This window comes from Erythrobacter sp. CCH5-A1, from assembly GCF_001557115.1.
GTDB lineage: Bacteria > Pseudomonadota > Alphaproteobacteria > Sphingomonadales > Sphingomonadaceae > Erythrobacter.
The window spans coordinates 1-19,006 of the sequence record NZ_LSKQ01000265.1; the positions used below are offsets into that span (position 1 = coordinate 1).

The window sequence follows — 19,006 nt, forward strand, 5'->3', positions numbered from 1 at the left end:
GCCCAGACCCGCCCCGCGCCGCCTGAAGGAACCCGAAAATGAAGAACGCCACCCGCCTGCTGTTCGCCGCCTATGTCAGCCAGATCGCGATGGTCAACGGGCTCGCAGCGCCCGCCGACCCGTCGAACGGGCTGAAGAAGTTCAACGTCGCGCCGAACGTCGAACAGAAGCTGGAAGACCGCATCCAGAATTCCAGCGAGTTCCTGCAGCTGATCAACATGACCCCTGTGACCGAACAGTCGGCGGCGGTCCTGGGCGTCGGCGTGACTTCGACGCTGGCCGGTCGCACTGACACCAGCGGCGGAAACCGCCGCCAGCCCCAGGGCATGGGCAACCCCGACGACAAGCATGAATATTTCTGCCGGAAGACCGATTACGACTGGTCGATGCGCTATGCCCTGCTTGATGCCTGGCGCCATCGCCCCGACTTCGAAACCCTGCTGCGCGACAGCATCCTGAAGCAGCAGGCGCTGGACCGCATCATGATCGGGTTCAACGGGACCAGCGCGGCGGCGACCACCAATCGCGTCGCGAACCCGCTGCTGCAGGATGTCAATATCGGATGGCTGCACAAGATCCGCACCGATGCGCCGGCGCAGGTCATGGATGACGGGAACCTGACCGTCCTGTCGACCGGCGCGAACAACGCCGCGCTGAAGGCGATCTACGTCAGGTCGGGCGTGACCCTGTTCGACGCCCAGGTCGCGAACAGCGCGGTCAATGCGAAGGCCGATTATTCGTCGCTCGACGCGCTGGTTCTCGACGCGAAGCGCGGCATTCATGAACGGCACCGCGGCGACACTGACCTTGTCGTCATCGTCGGCCATGACCTGCTGGACGACAAGTATTTCAACATCGCCCAGAAGACCGGCGACACCGCGACCGAACAGGAAGCGACCGACCGTATCCTGATGTCGACGAAGATGCTGGGCGGGCTGCAGGCCATCCGTGTCAGCGGGTTCCCCGCGAACGCGATCCTGATCACGAAGCTGTCGAACCTGTCGATCTACTGGCAGGAAGAAACCCGCCGGCGCAGCCTGACCGACGAACCCGAGTTCGACCGCATCGCGAACTACGAATCCGTCAACGAAGCCTATGTCGTCGAGGAATACGAAATCGCGGTCCTGGTCGAAAACATCGTCATCGGCGAAGCGCCCGCGCGCCCTGCGCCCTGACCTGACCGCGAGGCGCGGGGGCTGACCCGCGCCGCTTCGAAGGTCGCCGGCGGGCCTGTCTCACCCGCCGGCGATTTCCCCCAGCACAAGGAAGCCCCGCCAATGACCAGCCCTTTCCTGATGAACCGCCAGCGCCGCCTGGCTGCCCTGGCCGGCGAAGCGACCGCAATCGCCGCGCCCGCCGCTCCCGATGTCAGCACCGCCGCCGGCCAGGAATATGCCGCCCTGAAGGTTCGCCTGGATGACAACCTGCGCCAGCTGGCCGATGTCGAAAGCCATGAAGCGCGCAAGCCGCTGAAGGCCGAGTTCATCAGGGAATTCGCCCCCTGGGTCGATGGCATCATCGCCGCCGACGCACCTGTCCAGGACGAAATCGTCCTGACCTGCATGGTCTGGGCGATCGATGTCGGCGACTTCGCCGAAGCGGTTCGCCTGGGCGAATTCGCCTTGCGCCACGGTCTGCAGATGCCTGATCGATACAAGCGCAGCGTCGCCTGTTTCCTGCGCGAAGACATTGCCGAAATCGCCCTGAAGGATGCCGGCACGGTCGACCTGCAGCTGCTGGTCAAGATCGAAGACCTGACCGCCGGCGCCGACATGCCCGACCCCGCGAAGGCGAAGCTTCACAAGGCGCTTGGCCGCGCCTGGGCGGCAAAGGCCGACGCCTTCGACCCGACCGACGAAAACGCGCCCGCCGGCGGCAAGGCTGCCTTCACCGAAGAAGCCCTGCAGCAGCTGCGCCGCGCCCTCACGCTCGACAGCAAGGCGGGCGTGAAGAAAGACATCGAACAGCTGGAACGCCGCCTGCGCGATCTGCAGGCTGCCAGCGAACAGAACGCCGCCGGCAGCGCCGGCGCATAGGGACGCCCCACGGCGCTGGGGGGCGATTGACCCGATCGGCATGGCTTCGGCCATCGCCCGCCGGTTCAATCTCACCCCCCACTTGCCGGCGGGGGAGAGCAAGGGGCCGACATGGCTGGAATCACCGCGCCGCCTGACAATGCACCGCCGCCGGCGGGCGAACTGGTCGAAGCCGATGGCTGGTTCCCCGCGATCGACACCGCCGAAGTCCGCGCGAAGGTCCGCATCGGCGACGGGGCCGTGACCGCCGCCCGCCTGACCGAAGCGGTCGTCGCCGGCATCCTTTCCGGCCTGCGCGCCCTTTCCGACTGGCGATCGATGCATGCGACCGCCGGCGTCGCCAGTCTGGCCGGCGTGACCGAAGCCCAGGTCGCGGGCATAAACCTGGCCGAATTGCTCTGGGGCCGCGTCGTCATGTTCTACGCCGCCGCCGAACTGGTCGATGGTCACACCGATGTCGCCGCGACCGATGACGCGCTGGACCGCGAAGACGAAAAGCGCCTGACCGCCGATCACTACCGCCGCAAGGCCTATGAAGCGGTCGCCGATCTTCTGGCGATCGGCGCGCCCGCCGACGCGACCGTCGACCTGGGCCGCAACAGGGTCGACCTGCTTTGATCGCGGTCGCCCAAGATGGCGAAACGCTCGACGCGCTCGTCTGGCGCGTCCTGGGCAGGACCGCAGTCCTGACCGAACGAACCTTCGCGGCCAATCCAGGGCTTGCCCAGCTGGGGCCGACGCTGCCTGGCGGGACGCGGGTCGACCTGACCGAAATCGTCGAAATCGCGATCGCCGCGCCCGAACAGCGCCAGATTGTCAGCCTCTGGGATTGACCGATGCAAAAGCCCGCCAGCCTTCGCGCCGCCCTGACCGCCGCAATCCCTGAAATCCGCGACCAGCCCGATCGCCTGGTCATCTGGGTCGAAGATGGCGCGGTTCGCGCGCGGCAGACCGAAACGCATGGCTTCGCCTTCGAATATCCGCTGTCGGTCCTGCTGCGCGAAGTGTCGACCGACATCGCCATCGTCGCGCTGGCGATCAATCGCTGGCTGCGCCGCCATCAGCCCAGCCTGCTGGCCGGCGGGTCGGGCGATTCCTACAAGTTCGAAACCGATGTCCTGGACAACAAGACCGCCGACATCCTGTTCACCATCGACCTTTGCGAGAATGTCGCGGTCGAGCCCCAGCCCGATGGCAGCTGGTCGATCGACTATCTGGTCGAGCCCGACCCGCTGTTCGATGATGCCCAGCCCATGCTGCCCGACATCGGAACCCCGCCGCTGACCGCGGTCGAAGCCATCGTCGGCCACTGATGGCCGGTTATGACGATGACGCCCTGGCGGGGCTCGACGACTGGCTGGGCGGCATCCTGGCGGGGCTGTCACCGGCCAAGCGCAAGCGCGCCGCGATGAAGCTGGGGCAGGCGCTGCGCCGGTCGAACCTTGCGCGCATCCAGGCGAATGTCGAACCCGATGGCGCGGCGATGGAAGAACGCAAGAGCCGCCTGGACCGGCGCGGGCGCGTTACCCGCGCCGCCGGCGGGAAGATGTTCCGCAAGCTGCGCCTGGCGCGTCACTGGTCGATTGATGCGCGCCCCGACAGCGTCGAAATCAGCCCGAAGGGCCGGTCGACCATCGCCGAAACGCACCACTTCGGGAAGCGCGGCTTCGTCGGGCGCGGGCCGGATGGCCGCAAGGTCTTCACCCGCTACCCGCGCCGCCGGCTGCTGGGCTTCGGCGATGGCGATGACCAGCTGGCGATCGACATCGCCGCGCAGCTGTTTGACCCGTAGCTGAAGGCGAGAGGCTAGGCGGGTCGAAGCCCCTTTCACCCGCGCGCGCACTTACGCGCGAAGGCGCTGTTCGGGCATCGCAGGCCCATGACCGCCGCCGCAACATCCGTTGACCTGTCGCGCCTGCCGCCGCCCGATGTCGTCGAAGTCCTGGATTTCGAAACCATCCTGGCCGAGCGCCGCGCCGACTTCCTGGCGCGCTATCCGCAATTCACCGCCAACGTCGAAAGCGACCCTGTCGTCAAGGCGCTGGAAGTCGGCGCCTATCGCGAACTGGTCCTGCGCGCCCGCATCAATGATGCCGCGCGCAGCGTCCTGGTCGCCTATGCCGGCGGCGCCGATCTCGACAATCTGGCCGCGCTGTTCGGCGTGACCCGCCAGCAGATCGCGCCCGCCAATCCCCAGACCGGCGCGCCGGCAATCTTTGAAGATGACAGCGCGCTTCGCCGCCGCGTCCTGCTGGCGCCCGACAGCTTCAGCGTCGCGGGACCGGCCAGCGCCTATGTCTTCCACGCCCTAAGCGCCGATGCCGATGTTCTGGACGCGAGCGCCATCAGCCCGCGCCCTGGCGAAGTGACCGTCACCATCCTGTCGCGCAGCAGCGCCGGCGGCGCGCCTGCGCCCGAAGTTCTGGACGCGGTCGAAGAACTGCTGTCGAGCGATGGCATCCGCCCGCTGACCGATCTTGTCAGGGTCGCCGGCGCGGCCAGCGTCGCCTTCGACATCGAAGCGCAGCTGGTCCTTTACCCTGGACCCGACCAGGCGCTGATCCTGGGCACCGCCAACGCTGCGCTTGACCAGCTGCTGCAGTCGAACCGTCGCCTGGGTCGCGACATCACCCGATCGGCGATCATCGCCGCGCTTCATGTCGGCGGCGTCCAGAACGTCATCCTGAATTCGCCGGTTTCCGATGTCGCGGTCGACCTGACCCAGATCGCGAATGTCGGGTCGCGCGCGGTCAGCGTCGCGGGCTTCGGGTCATGACCCTGCTACCCCCCAACGCGACCGCTTTCGAACGGGCGCTGGATGCGGTTGAAGCCGACAGGCTGGGCGCGCTGCCGGTTCCGATCGGCGATGTCTGGTCGCCCGAACGCTGCCCCGCCCAGCTGCTGCCCTGGCTGGCCTGGGGCGTGTCGATCGACATCTGGGACACCGCCTGGCCGGAACAGGTCAAGCGCGACGCGATCGCCGGCGCAATCGAGGACCAGCGCCGCAAGGGAACGAAGCTGGCCGTGCGCCGCGCTCTGGACCGCATCGACCCGCTGATCGGCGTGACCGAATGGTTCGAAGATCCTGCGAACCTGGAGCCCTTCACCTTTCGCCTGGACCTGCCCGACCGCAATACCAGCGAAATCGAATATGACAGCGACACCATCGGCCAGCTTCTGACCGACATCGCCGCGGTCAAGTCGCTGCGCGCCCATGTCATCGCGTCCTATCGCATCTATGCCCAGGCGCAGATGGGCGTCGTTTCCGGCGTCACCTTCGTCGCCTTCGCGCGGGTCGAAGCCGACGCTGACCTGACCGCCGCCGAAGACCCTGTCTGGCAGTCCTACCTGCAAAGCGAAATCGGCGAGCCGCTTCGGGCCGAAGCCGGCGCCTTTCTGGAGTCCGCCTGATGACCTTCCCCCTGACCATCACCACGGCAGGGCTCGATGCCCTGGTCGACGCCCAGACCGGCGTGACCGCCGCCATCCAGGTCGACGAAGTCGGTTTTAGCGACCAGGTCTTCACGCCCGCGCCGACGCTGACCGCGCTTCCTGGCGAAGTGAAGCGGATTGCCAGCGTGTCGGGCGCGGTCATCAGCGAAACCATCATCCACATGACCGCGCAGGACTCGAGTCAGGACGCCTATGACGTTCGCGGCTTCGGGCTGTTCCTGGCCGATGGAACCCTGTTCGCGGTCTATAGCCAGGCCGACCCGATCGTCTCGAAAGCGCCGATCCTCAACCTGCAGCTGGCCTTCGACATCGCGTTTCAGGATGCCATCAGCGGCGACATCACCTTCGGCGATGCGACCTTCCTGTTCCCGCCGGCGACCGAAACGGTCAAAGGCGTCGCCGAAATCGCGACCCAGGCCGAAGTCGACGCGGGCCTGGACGATGAACGCATCGTTACCCCGAAGAAACTGGCCGCGATCATCGCCGACATAATCGGCGGCTTCACCACCGCGACCGAATCGGTCGAAGGCGTCATCGAACTGGCGACCCAAGCCGAAACCAACGCCGGAACCGATGACCAGCGGGCGATCACCCCGCTGAAGCTGGCGGCGCGGCTTGTGCCAGTCGTCCAGGCAATCATCGACGAAGCCGCAAACCGCGCTGCCGCGATTACCGCTGTCCAGAACCAGATCGCCGCCGAAACCACCGCGCGCCAGGGCGCCGACAGCAGCCTTTCGGGCAACATCAACGCCCTGGCCGCGCGCACCATTACAGGTTCCGGCCTCGCCACCGGCGGCGGGGCGCTGACCGCGAACCGCGTCATCGCGGTCGCCGCCGCCAGCGCCGCGCAGGTCATCGCCGGCACGGCGGCGCTGGCGGCGATCACGCCCAGCGCGCTGGGTCCGTTCTCGAAAAGCCTGGGCGCAAACGGTTATTGCACCATCCCGACCGCCGACCCTGCAAACACCCTGCTGCTTCAATGGGGCCGCTTCGTCGCCGCCCCGAACGGCGTCACCACGGTCAGCTTCCCGATCGCCTTCGCCGAAGCCTTCGCGGTCGTCGTCGATGGCACCAGCGACAGCAACACCAACCGCCAGGACAATTACCCCGCCCTTCGCGATGGGTCGATCACGCAAGTCGGGTTCCAGGTCTTCAGCGCGAACGACATCAGCGACGGGGCCAACTTCATCGCGATCGGAAGGATCAACCTGTCATGACCATGTTTTTCGCGATGGTTCCCGATGCCAGCGGCGACCTTCAGCCCGCGTTCTTCCTGCGCCAGTCGCAAGCGCCCGCCGGCGCGGTCGCCATTTCCGGCCGGCGTCACGCGCAGCTGGTCGAAGCCCTGGCCGAAGGGAATGCGATCACCAGATCCGCAAAAGGCAGCCCGAAGATCATCGCCCGCCGCGTCGACACCGGCGCGCAGCGCGCCCAGCTGGTCGCCGCGATCAAGCGCGAAGCCGCGCGCCGCATCGACCAGGTCAGCCCGATCTGGCGCCAGATGAACGACACCCGATCGCCGAGCCCTGAAGGCGCGCGCCGCTTCGCCCAGATCGATGCCATCCGCGACGCATCGAACGCGATCGAAGCGCTGCTGGCCGATGTCGCCGCCCGCGACCTGGTCGCCTTCCCCGTTTCCGACAATCCCGCCTGGCCGGAGTTCGATTGATGCCGAAGATTAGCGGCCTTCCCCAGACTGGACCGATCACCGGCGCCGAACAGCTGGTCGTCGTCCAAGGCGGCGCGACAAAGCGCATGCCACTGGGCGCGTTTCTGGAAGACACCGTCGAAGCGGTCACGGCTGAAGCGACCGACGCAAAGAACCAGGCGCAGCAGGCTGCAGCCGATGCGGGCGAGGTTCTTGCCGATGTCGAGGAAGTCGGCGCAGCGCAGATCGCGGCAGTCGGCAACGCCGGCGCGACCCAGCTTCTGACCCTGGAAAGCGCGGTCAGCGCCGGCGCGCTGGCCGTGTCCCTGCAGTTCCATAACCAGGCCGAAATGGTCACGTTCAAAGACCGCCTGGCAGCCCTCGCGCGCGGCGCGACCCCTGCTGTCGCGCTGGCCGCGCGCATCCGCAATTCGGGCTGGGTTCTCGAAGTCGATGTCGCCGAAGCCAACGCTGGCGGGACGTTCAACGCGGGGCTGATCGAACTTATCAGCTATGACAAAGGCTTCGACCGCAACGCGCAGGCGGTCATCCGAACCCGCGTCCTTCGCGCGACCCGCGCCATCCGGCGCCCGCATCCGAACCAGGCGCAGGGCTTCCAGACCATCGCCGGCGGGATTGCGACCTGGCGCCTGTCGCTCGATCGGCAGATGTTCGCCAGGGCGAAAGCCAACACCGGCGGGCAGCTGGTCAATTCCGGCTTCGACCCGATCCTGCGCCTGAACGCGGGATGGTATTCGGTCGGCGGCAATGCGGCACCCGTCCAAGACGGGATGCGCGTCGCAAACAATTCGACCGAAGCCTATCCCAACATCGCGCTACGCAACTTCCTGCCGCCCTATCGCCTGCTGGGCGCGACGGGCCGCTTCGAAGTTTCTGGGAACAGCATCCACCCCGCCGAGGGTCGAACCCTTGCGGCGGCGCGATGCGACATCAGGGGGCTGACCAGCGGCGTCACGCGCTCGCAGATTGTCGCGGCGATGACCGCCAGCACCGCTTTCCCGAAGCGAACCAACGCTGTCCCCGTCTTCGCCGCGCAGATCGACATGACCGCTTTCACACAGGGCGAGGAAGTCGAAGAACGCTGGCGCGGCTATCCCTTCATCGGCGACACCCCGATCGACAGCCAGGGCGGTTCCTATCTGGCTGGCCAGTTCTGCAACTATCAGCACACGGTCAACCATGCCGGCACGTTCGGCAGGGTCTTCGCGGTCGTCAATCCGGCAACTGGCAGCGACACCACCGGCGCCGCTTCGACTGTCAGCGAAGCCGCCGCGCTCGCCACGCCCTTCCTGACCGAGCGCGCGGCACTTCGCGCGGCGCTGGCGCTGAACGTGTCGACCTATGGCCGCAACAATCAAAGCGGCATCGAAATCTGTTTCAGCGACACCACGCACACCCTGACCCTGCAGAAGAACGTCACCGGCACCGGCACCGCGGCGAACTTCGATGCGTCCGAAATCGGCAGGGGCGGGACATGGTGCATTTACCGCCCTGTCACCGGCGCGACGAATTGCCGCCTGCAGCGCGATGTCGGGTTTGCCGCGGGGCGCACGGTCCCGCGCCGAACCTGCCTGCGCGGCTTCGCGGGAATTGATCTGATCGGCGTCACCAGCGGAACGCCCGCCTTCCTGGATGGGGGCGAGGTCAATGGCTTCACCTACGGGCAGGAAATCTGGTTCGACAATTCGCCCTTCATCGACGCACAGGGCACGGCCAGCACCGTCATCGGGATCTGGCAGGGCGGCATGATCTTTATGACCAACTGCGCCCAGCCCGCGCTGGGAAGGAACGCCTTCGGTTTCGGCGTAGTCCCGAATGAATATCTGCTGTTCCGCGACACTGACATCGTCGCCGTGCACACGTGGCCGGCGATCTACGCCCTGGGCGGGGTTTCGACCGATGTTTCGGCGGGAGGCGTCCTGATCGAAACCACACCGGCCATCACAAGCAAGCCCGCCCAGGACAATATTGTTCTGGTCGGCGTGACCATCCGCAGCAGCAATGCGGGGAATTTCCCCGTCAGGTATGGGTCGAACAGGACGCTGACCGCGGTCGGCGGGCTGAACATCCTGGTCGAAGTCTATGGCGCCACCGGCCAGGGAACGATGAATCTGGCTGGGGATGCCATCAACATCGCCCAGCGGAACTTTTTCTTCGACTATGTCACCCTCGTCGGCGGTCGCCTGAATGTCGGTTACGAAGAAAGCTTCACGATGACCGATAGCGGCGACGCTGAAGAACAGCTGAAGAAGATGATGATCTTCAGGCGGTCGGCGCTGTTCGAAATGAACACGAAGACCGACCTTCATCAGAACGTGGGCGCCCGCATCCACACCTGGAACGTCGCCCACCGTGTCGGATGGGAATACATTCGCGTCCTGCAGGCCGCATCGGAAGGCAGCACGGCGCCAGGCAACGGGGCATGGGCGGGCGAGGCCTGGCCGGCATCGATCGCCTACATTGGGCCGGATGCGCGCGCGCAGTTCACTGACTGGCGGGCGAACCACCGCGCGCCGGCAGTCACCGGCACGGGCGGCGGCAACTACATGCCTGTCGCCGGTTCGGTCCTGCTGGGGGTCATTCCTGCAAATGACGAAGCCTGTCCGATCGACCTGGTCGGCAATCCCCGAAACGGCGCGGTCGGCGCCCTAGAGCGCGCGGCATGATGTCGCGCGAACCCCTGCCCAGGAGTCGCAGCTGTGCATGAACTGAAGATGCAAACCCTTAGCGGCGCGCTGGCCGGCGTGTCGGCGATCATGGGCTTCGCCGCGCCCTGGCCGCATGTCATCGCCGGCCTGTTCTTCGCGATCGCGGGGGGCTTCGTCGGGATGACTGTTTCCCCTTCGACCGAACGCCTCGCGCTGCCGCTGACCGTCATCGTCGCCCTGGTCATCGGCATCTTCGCGGGGCTCGCCCATCCGCACTTCGCCGGCGGCGGCGCGCTGTTCGCCTGGATTTCGGCGCTGCCCATCCAGCTGGTCATGGGCGTCGCGGGGCTCGCCTCGCCCTGGCTCGCCCGGCGCGCCGCTGCCGGCGACATGTCGCTTCCCTGGAAAGGCGGTTCGAAATGACCTGGCTTCTGACCTTCGCCGATCTGGCGCTGGCGATCACGCTTTTCTGGCATTCGGCGAACAGCCCGAGCCGCGACGCGGTCCTGCGCGCCATGCTCTACGCCTTCGCCTTCAGCCTGACATCCTTCGGCGCCGCGCGCTTCCTGTCGCTGACCGGCGCAGCGCCGGATGCATGGCGTTGGATGGTCGACCTGGGCCATGTCGCGCTGATCGCCTTCGGCGCCATGTGGGTCGCGCGGGAAACGGGCCGGATGGCCAAGCTGAAGGGGAACTGATCATGACCGACTGGAAAGCCATCCAGCGCCGCCTTGCCCAGCTGGGCTTCGAACCTGGGCCGGTCGATGGCATCCCAGGGCCGCGAACCGACGCCGCCCTGGTCGCCTTCAAGCGATCGCGCGGTCTGCGCCCTCGCCCTTTCGTCGGGCCGATCACGCTGAAGGCGCTGTTTGGCGCCGATGCCCTGCCGGTCTTCGACGCCGGCGTCCCCTGGATGAACGAAGCCGCCAAGCATCTGGGGCTTCACGAAACCCGCGACTTCGCCCGCCTTGCCGCCTGGCTGCGCAGCGACGGGAAGACGCTGGGCGACCCGCGCAAGCTGCCCTGGTGTGGCGACTTCGTCGACACCGCGCTGCGCCTCACGCTGCCAGATGAACCGCGCCCTGGCGCGCTGGGCGTGAACCCCTATCTGGCGCGGAACTGGCTGCTGCTGGGCGAGCCCTGCGCGCCCGCCTTCGGCGCCATCGTCGCCTTCTGGCGCGGCAGCCGCGACGGGCTTTCGGGTCATGTCGGGTTCGCCGCCGCCTGGGATGCCGCGCGCGGTCGCATTCTGGTTCGCGGCGGGAACCAGTCGAACAGCGCCAGCGACGCATGGCTGGGCGCCGATCGCCTGCTGGGCTGGCGCAAGCCGAAGACCTTCACCCTGCCGCTGCCGCCCTTGCCTGGCATGTCCAGCGCCGGCGCGCAGCTGTCGACGAACGAAGCCTGAAGGGAGCGCGATCGATGCCTGGCTGGACCCAAACCGAAATGGCGCTGAAGGCGGGCTGGCTTGCCCTGGTCGGCGCGCTGGTTCTCGCGATCGCCGCTTTCGGCGCGGTCCAGACCATCCGCCTGGAAGGGCTGAAGGTCTGGCCGCTGTCGATCGAAGGCTGGAAGCCGAAGGCCGAAGCCAGCGAACGCCTGATCGCTGACATCATGATCGCGCAGGATCTGGCTGAAGAAATGGCGCGGTCGCAAAGGCTCGCCCAAGAATCCACTTATCGCGACATCGCAGAAAGGATCGATGACGATGCACAAGCCGACCTGGATGGCAGCCTTCGCGCTGCTGATCGCTTCATCGCTGCTGGCGGCATGCGGGCCGAAGCGGGTCGAAGTGTCCGCTGCAGCGCCGGAACCGCCGCCCGCGATCACCGCGCCGAAGATCCTGCAGGAACCCGTCGAGCGCCCCAGCTGGATGCCGCGCCCAGCGCCCAGCCCGACGCCCAGGCACAGCCCGAAGGCCTTGTCCTGATTTCGCCGGCTGATGTCCGCATCTGCACCGTCAACACCGTTAAGGCCGAAGCGGGTCATCAGCTGGCGACCCAGCTGCAGGAAGCCAGCGCGGCGAAGGCGGATTGAACCGATGAACGCCCAGGGCGCGCCCGAAGACATCCCCGCCGATCTGGCGACGCTTATCCGCATCGGCACCGTTACCGCGGTCGACCTGGCAGCCGCGCGCTGCCGCGTCCGCTATGGCGACCCCGATGACGATGACCCAGGCGAAACCCCGATGATTCGCTGGCTGACCCCGCGCGCCGGCCAGACCCGCGTCTGGTCGCCGCCAAGCGTCGGCGAACAGGTCATTCTGCTGTCGCCCGATGGCCAGATCGGCGGGGCTGTCGCGCTTTGCGGGCTGGTCCAGAACGCCTTCCCGCCGCTGGGCTCGACGCTGGCCGAAGCGATCGAATTCGCCGATGGCGCGCGCCTCACCTATGACCCCGAAGCCAGCGCGCTGACTGCGATCTTGCCAGCAGGCGCGACCGCCGAAATCGAAGCGCCTGGCGGCATCACCCTGCGCGGGCCGGTCATGATCGAAGGCGATGTCACCATCCAGGGCGCGGTCGATGTCAGCCAGACCGTGACCGCCGCGACCGATGTCGTCGCCGATGGCATCAGCCTGGTCGACCATATTCATGGCAGCGTCCAGGCCGGCAGCGCGAAGACCGCCAAGCCCGAATAGAGCCTGCGCGGGCGGGTCGAAGCCCCTTTCACCCGCCCGCCATCTGGCCTTTCGCGCGCGAAGAACGATTGCTGGCCGCATGATCGGCATCAGCAACACCACGGGCAAGGCCTTGTCGGGCGACGCGCATCTGGCGCAGTCGATCGCTGACATCCTCACCACGCCGCTGGGCAGCCGCGTCATGCGCCGCGACTATGGTTCGCTGCTGTTCGAACTGATTGATCGCCCCATCAATGGCGCAATTCGCATGCTGATGCATGCCGCAACCGCGATTGCGCTGCGCCGCTGGGAACCCCGCCTGCAGCTAACCCGCGTCGTCCTAGCTGGCGAGCCCCAGACCGGCCAGCTGACCATCCGCATCGAAGGCCGGCGCGCTGACCTGCCCGAAGCCAACCGCCTGCAGACCCTGACCATCCCGATCGACTTGAACCAGGGCCGCGCCAGCGCGCCCCTTAGCTGAAGGAACCAACGCAATGGCTTTTCATCATGGCCTGACCATCACCGAAAGCGCCAGCGGGCCGCGCGCGCTGAACGCCCTGTCGAATTCGGTCATCGGTCTGATCGCGACCGCGACCGCGCCCGCCGGCGAGGCCACCACCGCGCTGAACGAAGCCTTTCCGCTGAACGAACCCGTCCTGATCACCGGCGGCGTCGACATCGCTGCAGGCAACGCTGGCACCGGCGGCACCCTGGCCGATGCGCTGACCGCGATCGGCGACCAGGCCAGCCCGATCATCGTCGTCGTCCGCGTCGCTGAAGGTGAAGACCAGGCCGGAACCGATGACAATGTCATCGGCGGCGTCACCGGCGGCAGCTATACCGGCCTGCAGGCGCTGCTTGCCGCGCAGGCCAAGCTGGGCGTGAAGCCGACCATCATCGGCGCGCCTGGGCTCGACAGCCAGCCTGTCGTCGAAGAAATGGTCAGCGTCGCGAAGAAGCTGCGCGGCTTCGTCTATGCCGGCGCGAAGAAGGCCGATGGCTTCACCCCTGCCGAAACCGAAGCCGAGGCGATCACCTATCGCGAGGAATTCGCCCACCGCGAACTGATGATCATCTGGCCGGATACGGCAAAGGGCGGCGGCGACATCATCGCCCGCGCGCTGGGGCTGCGCGCCCAGATCGATGAAGCGATCGGATGGCACAAGACCATTTCGAACGTCACCCTGGGCGGCGTGACCGGCCTGTCGCATGATGTCCACTTCGACCTGGTCGACCCGTCGACGCCGGCGGGCGTCCTGAACGCCGCCCAAGTGACCACCATCATTCGCCAGGGCGGGTTCCGCCTCTGGGGGAACCGCACCTGCGCCGATGACCAGAACCCCGCCTTCGCCTTCGAAAGCGCGGTTCGCACCAGTCACGCGCTGCAGGAAACCATCGAACAGATTGTCGCCCCCTTCATCGACCAGCCCATGACCATCGGGCTGATCAAGGATCTTCTGGAAACCGGCAACGCGCGATTCCGCCAGCTGGTCGCCGAAGGCCGGCTGATCGGCGCGCAGATGTTCTTCGACGAAGATCTGAACAGCGCGCAGGAACTGGCGCAGGGGCGCCCGAAGTTCCGCATCCAGTTCACGCCGGTCGCGCCGCTGGAAAACCCGAACGTCGATCTGGTCATCACCGATTTCTATTATTCCGGCTTCGTCGACCAGCTGATCTGACCGCCGCCCGCCGGCGCGCCGCCTGACACCCGAACCCCGCGAAAGGAACCTGCGAAATGGGCATCCCGAAGAAGCTGAAGAACATGAACATCCACGTCGACGGGCAGGGCTACCTGGGCCGCGCGATGGAGTTCGAAGAACCGAACCTGGCGCTGGCGACCGAAGACTATCGCGGCGGCGGGATGATCGGGTCGGTCAAGATCGACCTGGGCCTGGAACCTATGGAAGCGAAGCTGAAGATGGGCGGGCATGAAGCCGCCCTGATCCGCAAGTTCGGGACCACCCGCGTCGATGGCGTCCGCGTTCGCCTGACGGGCGCCTATCAGGCCGACGATGGCACCCCGCCCGAAGCGGTCGAATGCTACCTGGGCGGGCGCTTCACCGAAATCACACCTGGCACTTCGAAGCCTGGCGATGACACCGAACAGGAATTCACGGTCGCGCTTTCCTACTACCGGCGGGAGGTCAATGGCCGCACCGAAGTCGAAATCGACATGATCGCGGGCCGCTTCCTGGTCGATGGCATCGATCGCTATGCGGAAATCATGGCCATCATCAGCAGCTGATCTTCGCTTCGGCGGGCGGGCCTATGCGGGGCAGTCCAACGCCGAACGGGCTGGCTGGGATGCGCACCCGCTGACCGGCCAGCCCACCCTTCAGCCCCGCGACCGACCAGGAAAGACCCCGCACCATGACCGAAACCGCCGCCCCCACCGCCAGCAAGGCGAACCCCTTCGAAACCGTCGAACTGGTCGAGCCGATCACCCGCGGCGACAGCACCATCGACAAGCTGACCCTTCGCAAGCCCAAGGCGGGCGAACTGCGCGGGCTGACCCTGTCGGATGTCATCGGGCTGGAAATCGGCGCCATCCTGAAGCTGATTCCGCGCATCAGCGAACCGGCGCTGACCGACCATGAATGTCAGAATCTTGACCCTGCCGACCTGACCGAAATCGGCGGAACCATTCGCGGTTTTTTTATGACGCGGGCGGAACGGCAGATGCTCGACGCGATGATCGCGGAGCAACAGCCGAAGACCTGATGGCCGACATCGCCGCCATCTTTCACTGGCCGCTGTCTGAACTGCAGGCGCTGTCGATCGATGACCTGACCGCCTGGCATCGCCGCGCGGTCGAATGGTGGAACCGCCACCAGGCAAGGAAGGACTAGACCAGCGATGTCGAACAAGCTGTCGCTTATCGTCAACTTCCTGGGCGTCGATCGGATGTCGGGCGCGCTGCGCTCGATCATCGGGCTGGGTCGCCAGGGCGGTCGGTCGCTGGGCGAGATGCGCGCGGAAGGGCGCCGGCTTGAAGCCCAGCTGCGCGCGGTCAGGCGGGAAATCGCCGAAGGCACCGGCGACATCGAAGAACTGACCCAGCGCGAACGCGAACTTCGCGAGGCGATGGCGGGCGTCAATGACGAAATGCGCCGCCGCGCCCGCGAAAACGCGATCAACGCGCGCCGCCAGCAGGATCTGGCGAACGCCCAGGCGCTGCAGGACAAGGGCAAGGACAACATGACCCAGGGCGCCGCGCTGGCGGCGCCGCTTATCCTGGCGACGAAGGCCGCGGCTGACTTTTCCAGCGGGATGGTCGACATCCAGCAGAAGGCCGGCCTGACCAACGCCCAGACCGAACGCCTGGCGCAGAACATCCTGACCCTGTCGAACCGCGCGCGCCAGATGCCCGAAGACATGCGCGCGGGGCTCGACCTGCTGCTGTCGAAGGGAATGGCGCTGGATGCCGCCCAGGCCGCGATCGGGCCGGCGGGTCGCATCGCCACCGCCTACAAGGTCGAAATCCCCGACGCCGCCGGCGCCGCCTATGCCGCGATCAATAACCTGAAGGTTCCGGCCAGCCAGACCGCGCGCATTCTCGACATGATGGCAGCAGCTGGGAACGAAGGCGCCTTCGAAGTCCGCAACATGGCGCGGCACTTCCCCGCCCTGACCGCGCAAATGCAGGCGCTGGGCGAGGTCGGCGCGCCTGCTGTTGCCGATCTGTCGGCGGCGCTGCAGGTCGCCATGAACACCGCCGGCAGCGAAGACGAAGCGGCGAACAACATCCAGAACCTGCTGGCGAAGATCAATGCGCCTGGCACCATCGCCGCCTTCAAGAAGAACTTCGGCGTCGACCTGCCGGCCGCGATGGCGAAGCTGACCGCCGAAGGCTATTCGTCGCTCGAAGCGATCGCGCTGATCACCCAGAAGGCCACCGGCGGCGACATGAAGCGCCTGGGCTTCGCCTTCGAAGACCAGCAGGCCCGCATGGGCATCATGGCGCTAATCCAGAACCTGCAGGAATATCGCCGAGTCCGCGAAGCCGCGATGAATTCGGGCGGCACGGTCGACAAGGCCTTCGCCCAGCGCACGGCGCGCGACGCGACCGTCAACTGGCGCGCCTTCCTCGCCAGCGCCAGCGCGCTCGCCATCACGCTGGGAACCACCCTTCTGCCGGTCGCAACCGAAGCGATGAACATGATCGGCGGTCTGGCGAACAGCGTCACCGCCTGGGCGCAGGCAAACCCTGCAGCCGCGGCGACGCTCGTCAAAGCGGTCGCCGCCCTGGCGGTCTTCAAGATCGGGCTGGGCGCGGCGCAGTTCGCGATCGGCGGTTTCATGAAGCCGCTGGCGAACCTGAACGCCTTCATCGCCCGCATCGGGGGCTGGAAGCATGTCCTGGGGACCGCGAAGGTCGGGTTCGACATGCTGCGCGTCGGCATCATGTTTCTGGCGAAGGGCGTTCTGCGCGCCGGCGTCATGATGATGGCGAACCCGATCGTTCTCGCAATCACCCTGATCGTCGTCGCGATCGCGGGCGCCGCCTATCTGATCTATACCCATTGGGACACCATCAAGGCGGCGTTCTGGTCGGCGGTCGCCGCGGTCGGCGGCGCCCTGGGGCGCATCTGGCAGGTCATCCAGTCAGCCTTCAGCGCCTGGGTCGGGCTTCATGTTCGCGCGATCGAAATCGGGAAGAACATCATTTCCGGCCTGGTCAGCGGCATCATGTCAGCGCCAGGGCGGGTCTGGGCGGCGCTGAAAAGCATCGTCATGGGCGCCATCGGGAACGTGAAAGGGCTGCTGGGCATCAAGTCCCCTTCGCGGGTCTTCATGGCGATCGGCGCCCACACCGGCGAAGGGATGGCCATCGGCATCGATCGCCAGCGCAAGCGGGTCGCTGGGGCAGCTGGCGGGCTCGCGAAGGGCGCAGCTGCAGCTGGCGCGCTCGCCCTCGCCCCGACCGCGCTGGCAGCCCAGCCCGCTGGCGGGATGGGCGCAGGCGGAGCAAGCGCCGCGCCGATCACCATCAACATCTATCAGCAGCCAGGCGAAGACATGACCGAACTGGCGCGCCGCGTCGGCGAAGAACTGAAGCGCGCTCAGGCCGGCGCCGCGCGCCGAAGCTATGAGGATTCGAACTGATGGCCAGCAGCCCGCGCGAACTCATGACGCTGGGGATGTTCATCTTCGGGATGGAAAGCGCCCCCTATCAGGAGCTGCAGCGCGAACGCGAATGGCGCTTCGCGACCAGCGAAAGGCACGGCGCGCGCGATGTCGCGCAGTTCATCGGGCCTGGCGGCGAGCGCATCAGCCTTAGCGGGCTGCTGGTCCCTGAATTGGGCGCGCGCTATTCGTCGATCGCGACGCTGGCGGCGATGGCCGACACCGGCGACGCCTATCCCCTGATCGATGGCGGCGGGCTGATCTTCGGGCATTATCGCATCACCCGCATCGACGAATCGCATCAGACTATCATGGCGGGCGGCATCCCGCGCCAGGTCGGGTTCCGCATCGAACTGGAACGCGACGCGGATGAAGTCGGGCAGACCGTCCGGTCGGGTCGGGTCGCCCTGCCATGACCGCGCGCAAGGCGGCAATCCAGCTGGCGCTGGAAGGCGGCGCTGACCTGGCCGACAAAGTCAATCCGCGGCTTGTCAGCCTGTCGCTGACCGAAAAGCGCGAAGGCGAAGCCGACGAATTCGACGTTCGCCTGCAGAATGCCGATGGCCTGCTGCAGATCCCCGAACCTGGCGCGGTCCTGACCCTGGCAATGGGCTGGACATCGGGCGACGATGTTCCGATCGGCATGGTCGCGAAAGGCCGCTTCACGGTCGACGAAGTCGGTCAGGAAGGGCCGCCCGATGTCGTCACCTTCAAAGGCCGGTCGGCAGACATGACCGGCCAGCTGCGCCAGCGGCGAACGAAGACCTGGCGCGATACCACCCTGGGCAGCATCCTGGGCGAGATTGCCGCGCGGCACGGGCGCAGCGCGCGGGTCGAAAGCGGGCTGGCGAACCTGGCGATCGCGGCGATCGAACAGGAAGGCAAAAGCGACCTGGCCTTCGTCGCCGATCTGGGCCGACGCTATGACGCGGTCGCGACCTGGAAGGATGGCAGGCTGCTGTTCCTGCCGATCGGCGCGGCGGCGACCGCCAGCGGCCAGCCTCTTGCCACCCTGACCCTGACAAAGCGCGATGTCGGTCGCTGGACCTTTAGCCAGGCCGAGCGCGATCGGCATGACGGGGCCGAAGCGCAATGGCAGGACCAGGATGAAGGCCGGCGCAAGACCGTGTCGACCGGCGGCGACAATCGGCGCAGGCTGAAGCGGGTCTATGCCAGCGAAGACGAAGCGCGCCAGGCTGCCGAGGCTGCAAAGAGCCGCGCCGCCCGCGCGCCCTATCGCTTCACCTGCGATCTGGCGATCGGCGACCCTGCGCTTCAGCCCGACATGAAGGTCGCGCTGCTGGGCTGGGGCGCGAAGATCGATGGCATCGCCTGGCTGGTCGAAAGCGTCCGAACCGACTTCGGCGCCCAAGGCCTGCGCCAGTCGATCGAACTGGAAAGCGCCTAGCCAGCACCGATTCCCTTCCTGTTCCGTTCCTGTTATGCTCGCGAAAAG

At 66.7% G+C, this 19,006-nt stretch carries 24 protein-coding genes; all 24 read left to right on the top strand.

What is annotated here, in order from left to right; all coding sequences use genetic code 11:
* The first annotated feature begins 38 nt into the window (after nucleotides 1-38).
* The 24 genes from AX708_RS15905 (at nucleotide 39) to AX708_RS16015 (ending at nucleotide 18,958) form a co-directional block, all read left to right on the top strand.
* Nucleotides 39-1,175 (top strand): phage major capsid protein, P2 family, encoded by a 1,137-nt coding sequence (locus AX708_RS15905; RefSeq protein ID WP_066530500.1) that lies wholly within the window; start codon nucleotides 39-41, stop codon nucleotides 1,173-1,175.
* 102 nt (nucleotides 1,176-1,277) lie between these two features.
* On the top strand, nucleotides 1,278-2,036 hold the full coding sequence (gene gpM, locus AX708_RS15910; RefSeq protein ID WP_066530499.1) for a phage terminase small subunit: 759 nt from the start codon (nucleotides 1,278-1,280) through the stop codon (nucleotides 2,034-2,036).
* 111 nt (nucleotides 2,037-2,147) lie between these two features.
* Nucleotides 2,148-2,654, top strand: a complete 507-nt coding sequence (locus AX708_RS15915) for a head completion/stabilization protein (protein ID WP_066530497.1) — start codon at nucleotides 2,148-2,150, stop codon at nucleotides 2,652-2,654.
* On the top strand, nucleotides 2,651-2,869 hold the full coding sequence (locus tag AX708_RS15920) for a tail protein X (RefSeq protein ID WP_066530495.1): 219 nt from the start codon (nucleotides 2,651-2,653) through the stop codon (nucleotides 2,867-2,869). The genes AX708_RS15915 and AX708_RS15920 overlap by 4 nt, the downstream gene beginning before the upstream one ends.
* Nucleotides 2,870-2,872: 3 nt before the next feature.
* Complete coding sequence (locus AX708_RS15925) at nucleotides 2,873-3,349, top strand: phage tail protein (RefSeq protein WP_066530492.1); 477 nt, start codon at nucleotides 2,873-2,875, stop codon at nucleotides 3,347-3,349.
* Nucleotides 3,349-3,828, top strand: coding sequence for a phage virion morphogenesis protein (locus AX708_RS15930; RefSeq protein WP_066530489.1), 480 nt, complete (start codon nucleotides 3,349-3,351; stop codon nucleotides 3,826-3,828). Before AX708_RS15925 ends, AX708_RS15930 begins: the two co-directional genes overlap by 1 nt.
* 87 nt (nucleotides 3,829-3,915) lie before the next feature.
* A complete protein-coding gene (locus AX708_RS15935; RefSeq protein WP_066530487.1) occupies nucleotides 3,916-4,812 on the top strand; it encodes a baseplate J/gp47 family protein in 897 nt (298 codons plus the stop codon).
* Nucleotides 4,809-5,447, top strand: coding sequence for a phage tail protein I (locus AX708_RS15940; RefSeq protein ID WP_066530485.1), 639 nt, complete (start codon nucleotides 4,809-4,811; stop codon nucleotides 5,445-5,447). Before AX708_RS15935 ends, AX708_RS15940 begins: the two co-directional genes overlap by 4 nt.
* The gene (locus AX708_RS15945; RefSeq protein WP_066530482.1) at nucleotides 5,447-6,706 is read left to right on the top strand and encodes a hypothetical protein; all 1,260 of its coding nucleotides are present in this window, start codon (nucleotides 5,447-5,449) and stop codon (nucleotides 6,704-6,706) included. The genes AX708_RS15940 and AX708_RS15945 overlap by 1 nt, the downstream gene beginning before the upstream one ends.
* Nucleotides 6,703-7,158: a hypothetical protein gene (locus tag AX708_RS15950; RefSeq protein WP_067490438.1), complete on the top strand. Its 456-nt coding sequence runs from the start codon at nucleotides 6,703-6,705 to the stop codon at nucleotides 7,156-7,158. Before AX708_RS15945 ends, AX708_RS15950 begins: the two co-directional genes overlap by 4 nt.
* On the top strand, nucleotides 7,158-9,824 hold the full coding sequence (locus AX708_RS15955) for a hypothetical protein (protein ID WP_066530478.1): 2,667 nt from the start codon (nucleotides 7,158-7,160) through the stop codon (nucleotides 9,822-9,824). Before AX708_RS15950 ends, AX708_RS15955 begins: the two co-directional genes overlap by 1 nt.
* 33 nt (nucleotides 9,825-9,857) lie before the next feature.
* On the top strand, nucleotides 9,858-10,229 hold the full coding sequence (locus tag AX708_RS15960) for a hypothetical protein (RefSeq protein WP_066530476.1): 372 nt from the start codon (nucleotides 9,858-9,860) through the stop codon (nucleotides 10,227-10,229).
* A complete protein-coding gene (locus AX708_RS15965; protein ID WP_066530470.1) occupies nucleotides 10,226-10,504 on the top strand; it encodes a hypothetical protein in 279 nt (92 codons plus the stop codon). The genes AX708_RS15960 and AX708_RS15965 overlap by 4 nt, the downstream gene beginning before the upstream one ends.
* Before the next feature lie 2 nt (nucleotides 10,505-10,506).
* Entirely contained in the window at nucleotides 10,507-11,214 is a 708-nt protein-coding gene (locus AX708_RS15970; RefSeq protein ID WP_066530468.1) for a peptidoglycan-binding protein, read from the top strand.
* A gap of 14 nt (nucleotides 11,215-11,228) precedes the next feature.
* Nucleotides 11,229-11,843, top strand: a complete 615-nt coding sequence (locus tag AX708_RS15975; protein ID WP_067490440.1) for a hypothetical protein — start codon at nucleotides 11,229-11,231, stop codon at nucleotides 11,841-11,843.
* Nucleotides 11,844-11,847: 4 nt separating this feature from the next.
* Nucleotides 11,848-12,444: a phage baseplate assembly protein V gene (locus AX708_RS15980; RefSeq protein ID WP_066530455.1), complete on the top strand. Its 597-nt coding sequence runs from the start codon at nucleotides 11,848-11,850 to the stop codon at nucleotides 12,442-12,444.
* A gap of 79 nt (nucleotides 12,445-12,523) precedes the next feature.
* Entirely contained in the window at nucleotides 12,524-12,904 is a 381-nt protein-coding gene (locus tag AX708_RS15985; RefSeq protein WP_066530452.1) for a GPW/gp25 family protein, read from the top strand.
* Between the two features lie 13 nt (nucleotides 12,905-12,917).
* Nucleotides 12,918-14,102: a phage tail sheath subtilisin-like domain-containing protein gene (locus tag AX708_RS15990; protein WP_066530450.1), complete on the top strand. Its 1,185-nt coding sequence runs from the start codon at nucleotides 12,918-12,920 to the stop codon at nucleotides 14,100-14,102.
* Nucleotides 14,103-14,158: 56 nt separating this feature from the next.
* Complete coding sequence (locus tag AX708_RS15995; protein WP_066530448.1) at nucleotides 14,159-14,668, top strand: phage major tail tube protein; 510 nt, start codon at nucleotides 14,159-14,161, stop codon at nucleotides 14,666-14,668.
* Nucleotides 14,669-14,793: 125 nt separating this feature from the next.
* The gene (locus AX708_RS16000) at nucleotides 14,794-15,144 is read left to right on the top strand and encodes a phage tail assembly protein (RefSeq protein WP_066530447.1); all 351 of its coding nucleotides are present in this window, start codon (nucleotides 14,794-14,796) and stop codon (nucleotides 15,142-15,144) included.
* On the top strand, nucleotides 15,144-15,272 hold the full coding sequence (locus tag AX708_RS20100) for a GpE family phage tail protein (RefSeq protein ID WP_082745604.1): 129 nt from the start codon (nucleotides 15,144-15,146) through the stop codon (nucleotides 15,270-15,272). The genes AX708_RS16000 and AX708_RS20100 overlap by 1 nt, the downstream gene beginning before the upstream one ends.
* A 7-nt stretch (nucleotides 15,273-15,279) precedes the next feature.
* On the top strand, nucleotides 15,280-17,529 hold the full coding sequence (locus AX708_RS16005) for a phage tail tape measure protein (protein WP_066530444.1): 2,250 nt from the start codon (nucleotides 15,280-15,282) through the stop codon (nucleotides 17,527-17,529).
* Entirely contained in the window at nucleotides 17,529-17,966 is a 438-nt protein-coding gene (locus tag AX708_RS16010; RefSeq protein ID WP_197426130.1) for a phage tail protein, read from the top strand. The genes AX708_RS16005 and AX708_RS16010 overlap by 1 nt, the downstream gene beginning before the upstream one ends.
* Nucleotides 17,963-18,958 carry a contractile injection system protein, VgrG/Pvc8 family gene (locus AX708_RS16015; protein WP_066530440.1) on the top strand — a complete coding sequence of 332 codons (996 nt, stop codon included), beginning with the start codon at nucleotides 17,963-17,965 and terminating at the stop codon, nucleotides 18,956-18,958. Before AX708_RS16010 ends, AX708_RS16015 begins: the two co-directional genes overlap by 4 nt.
* The last annotated feature ends 48 nt before the right edge of the window (nucleotides 18,959-19,006 follow it).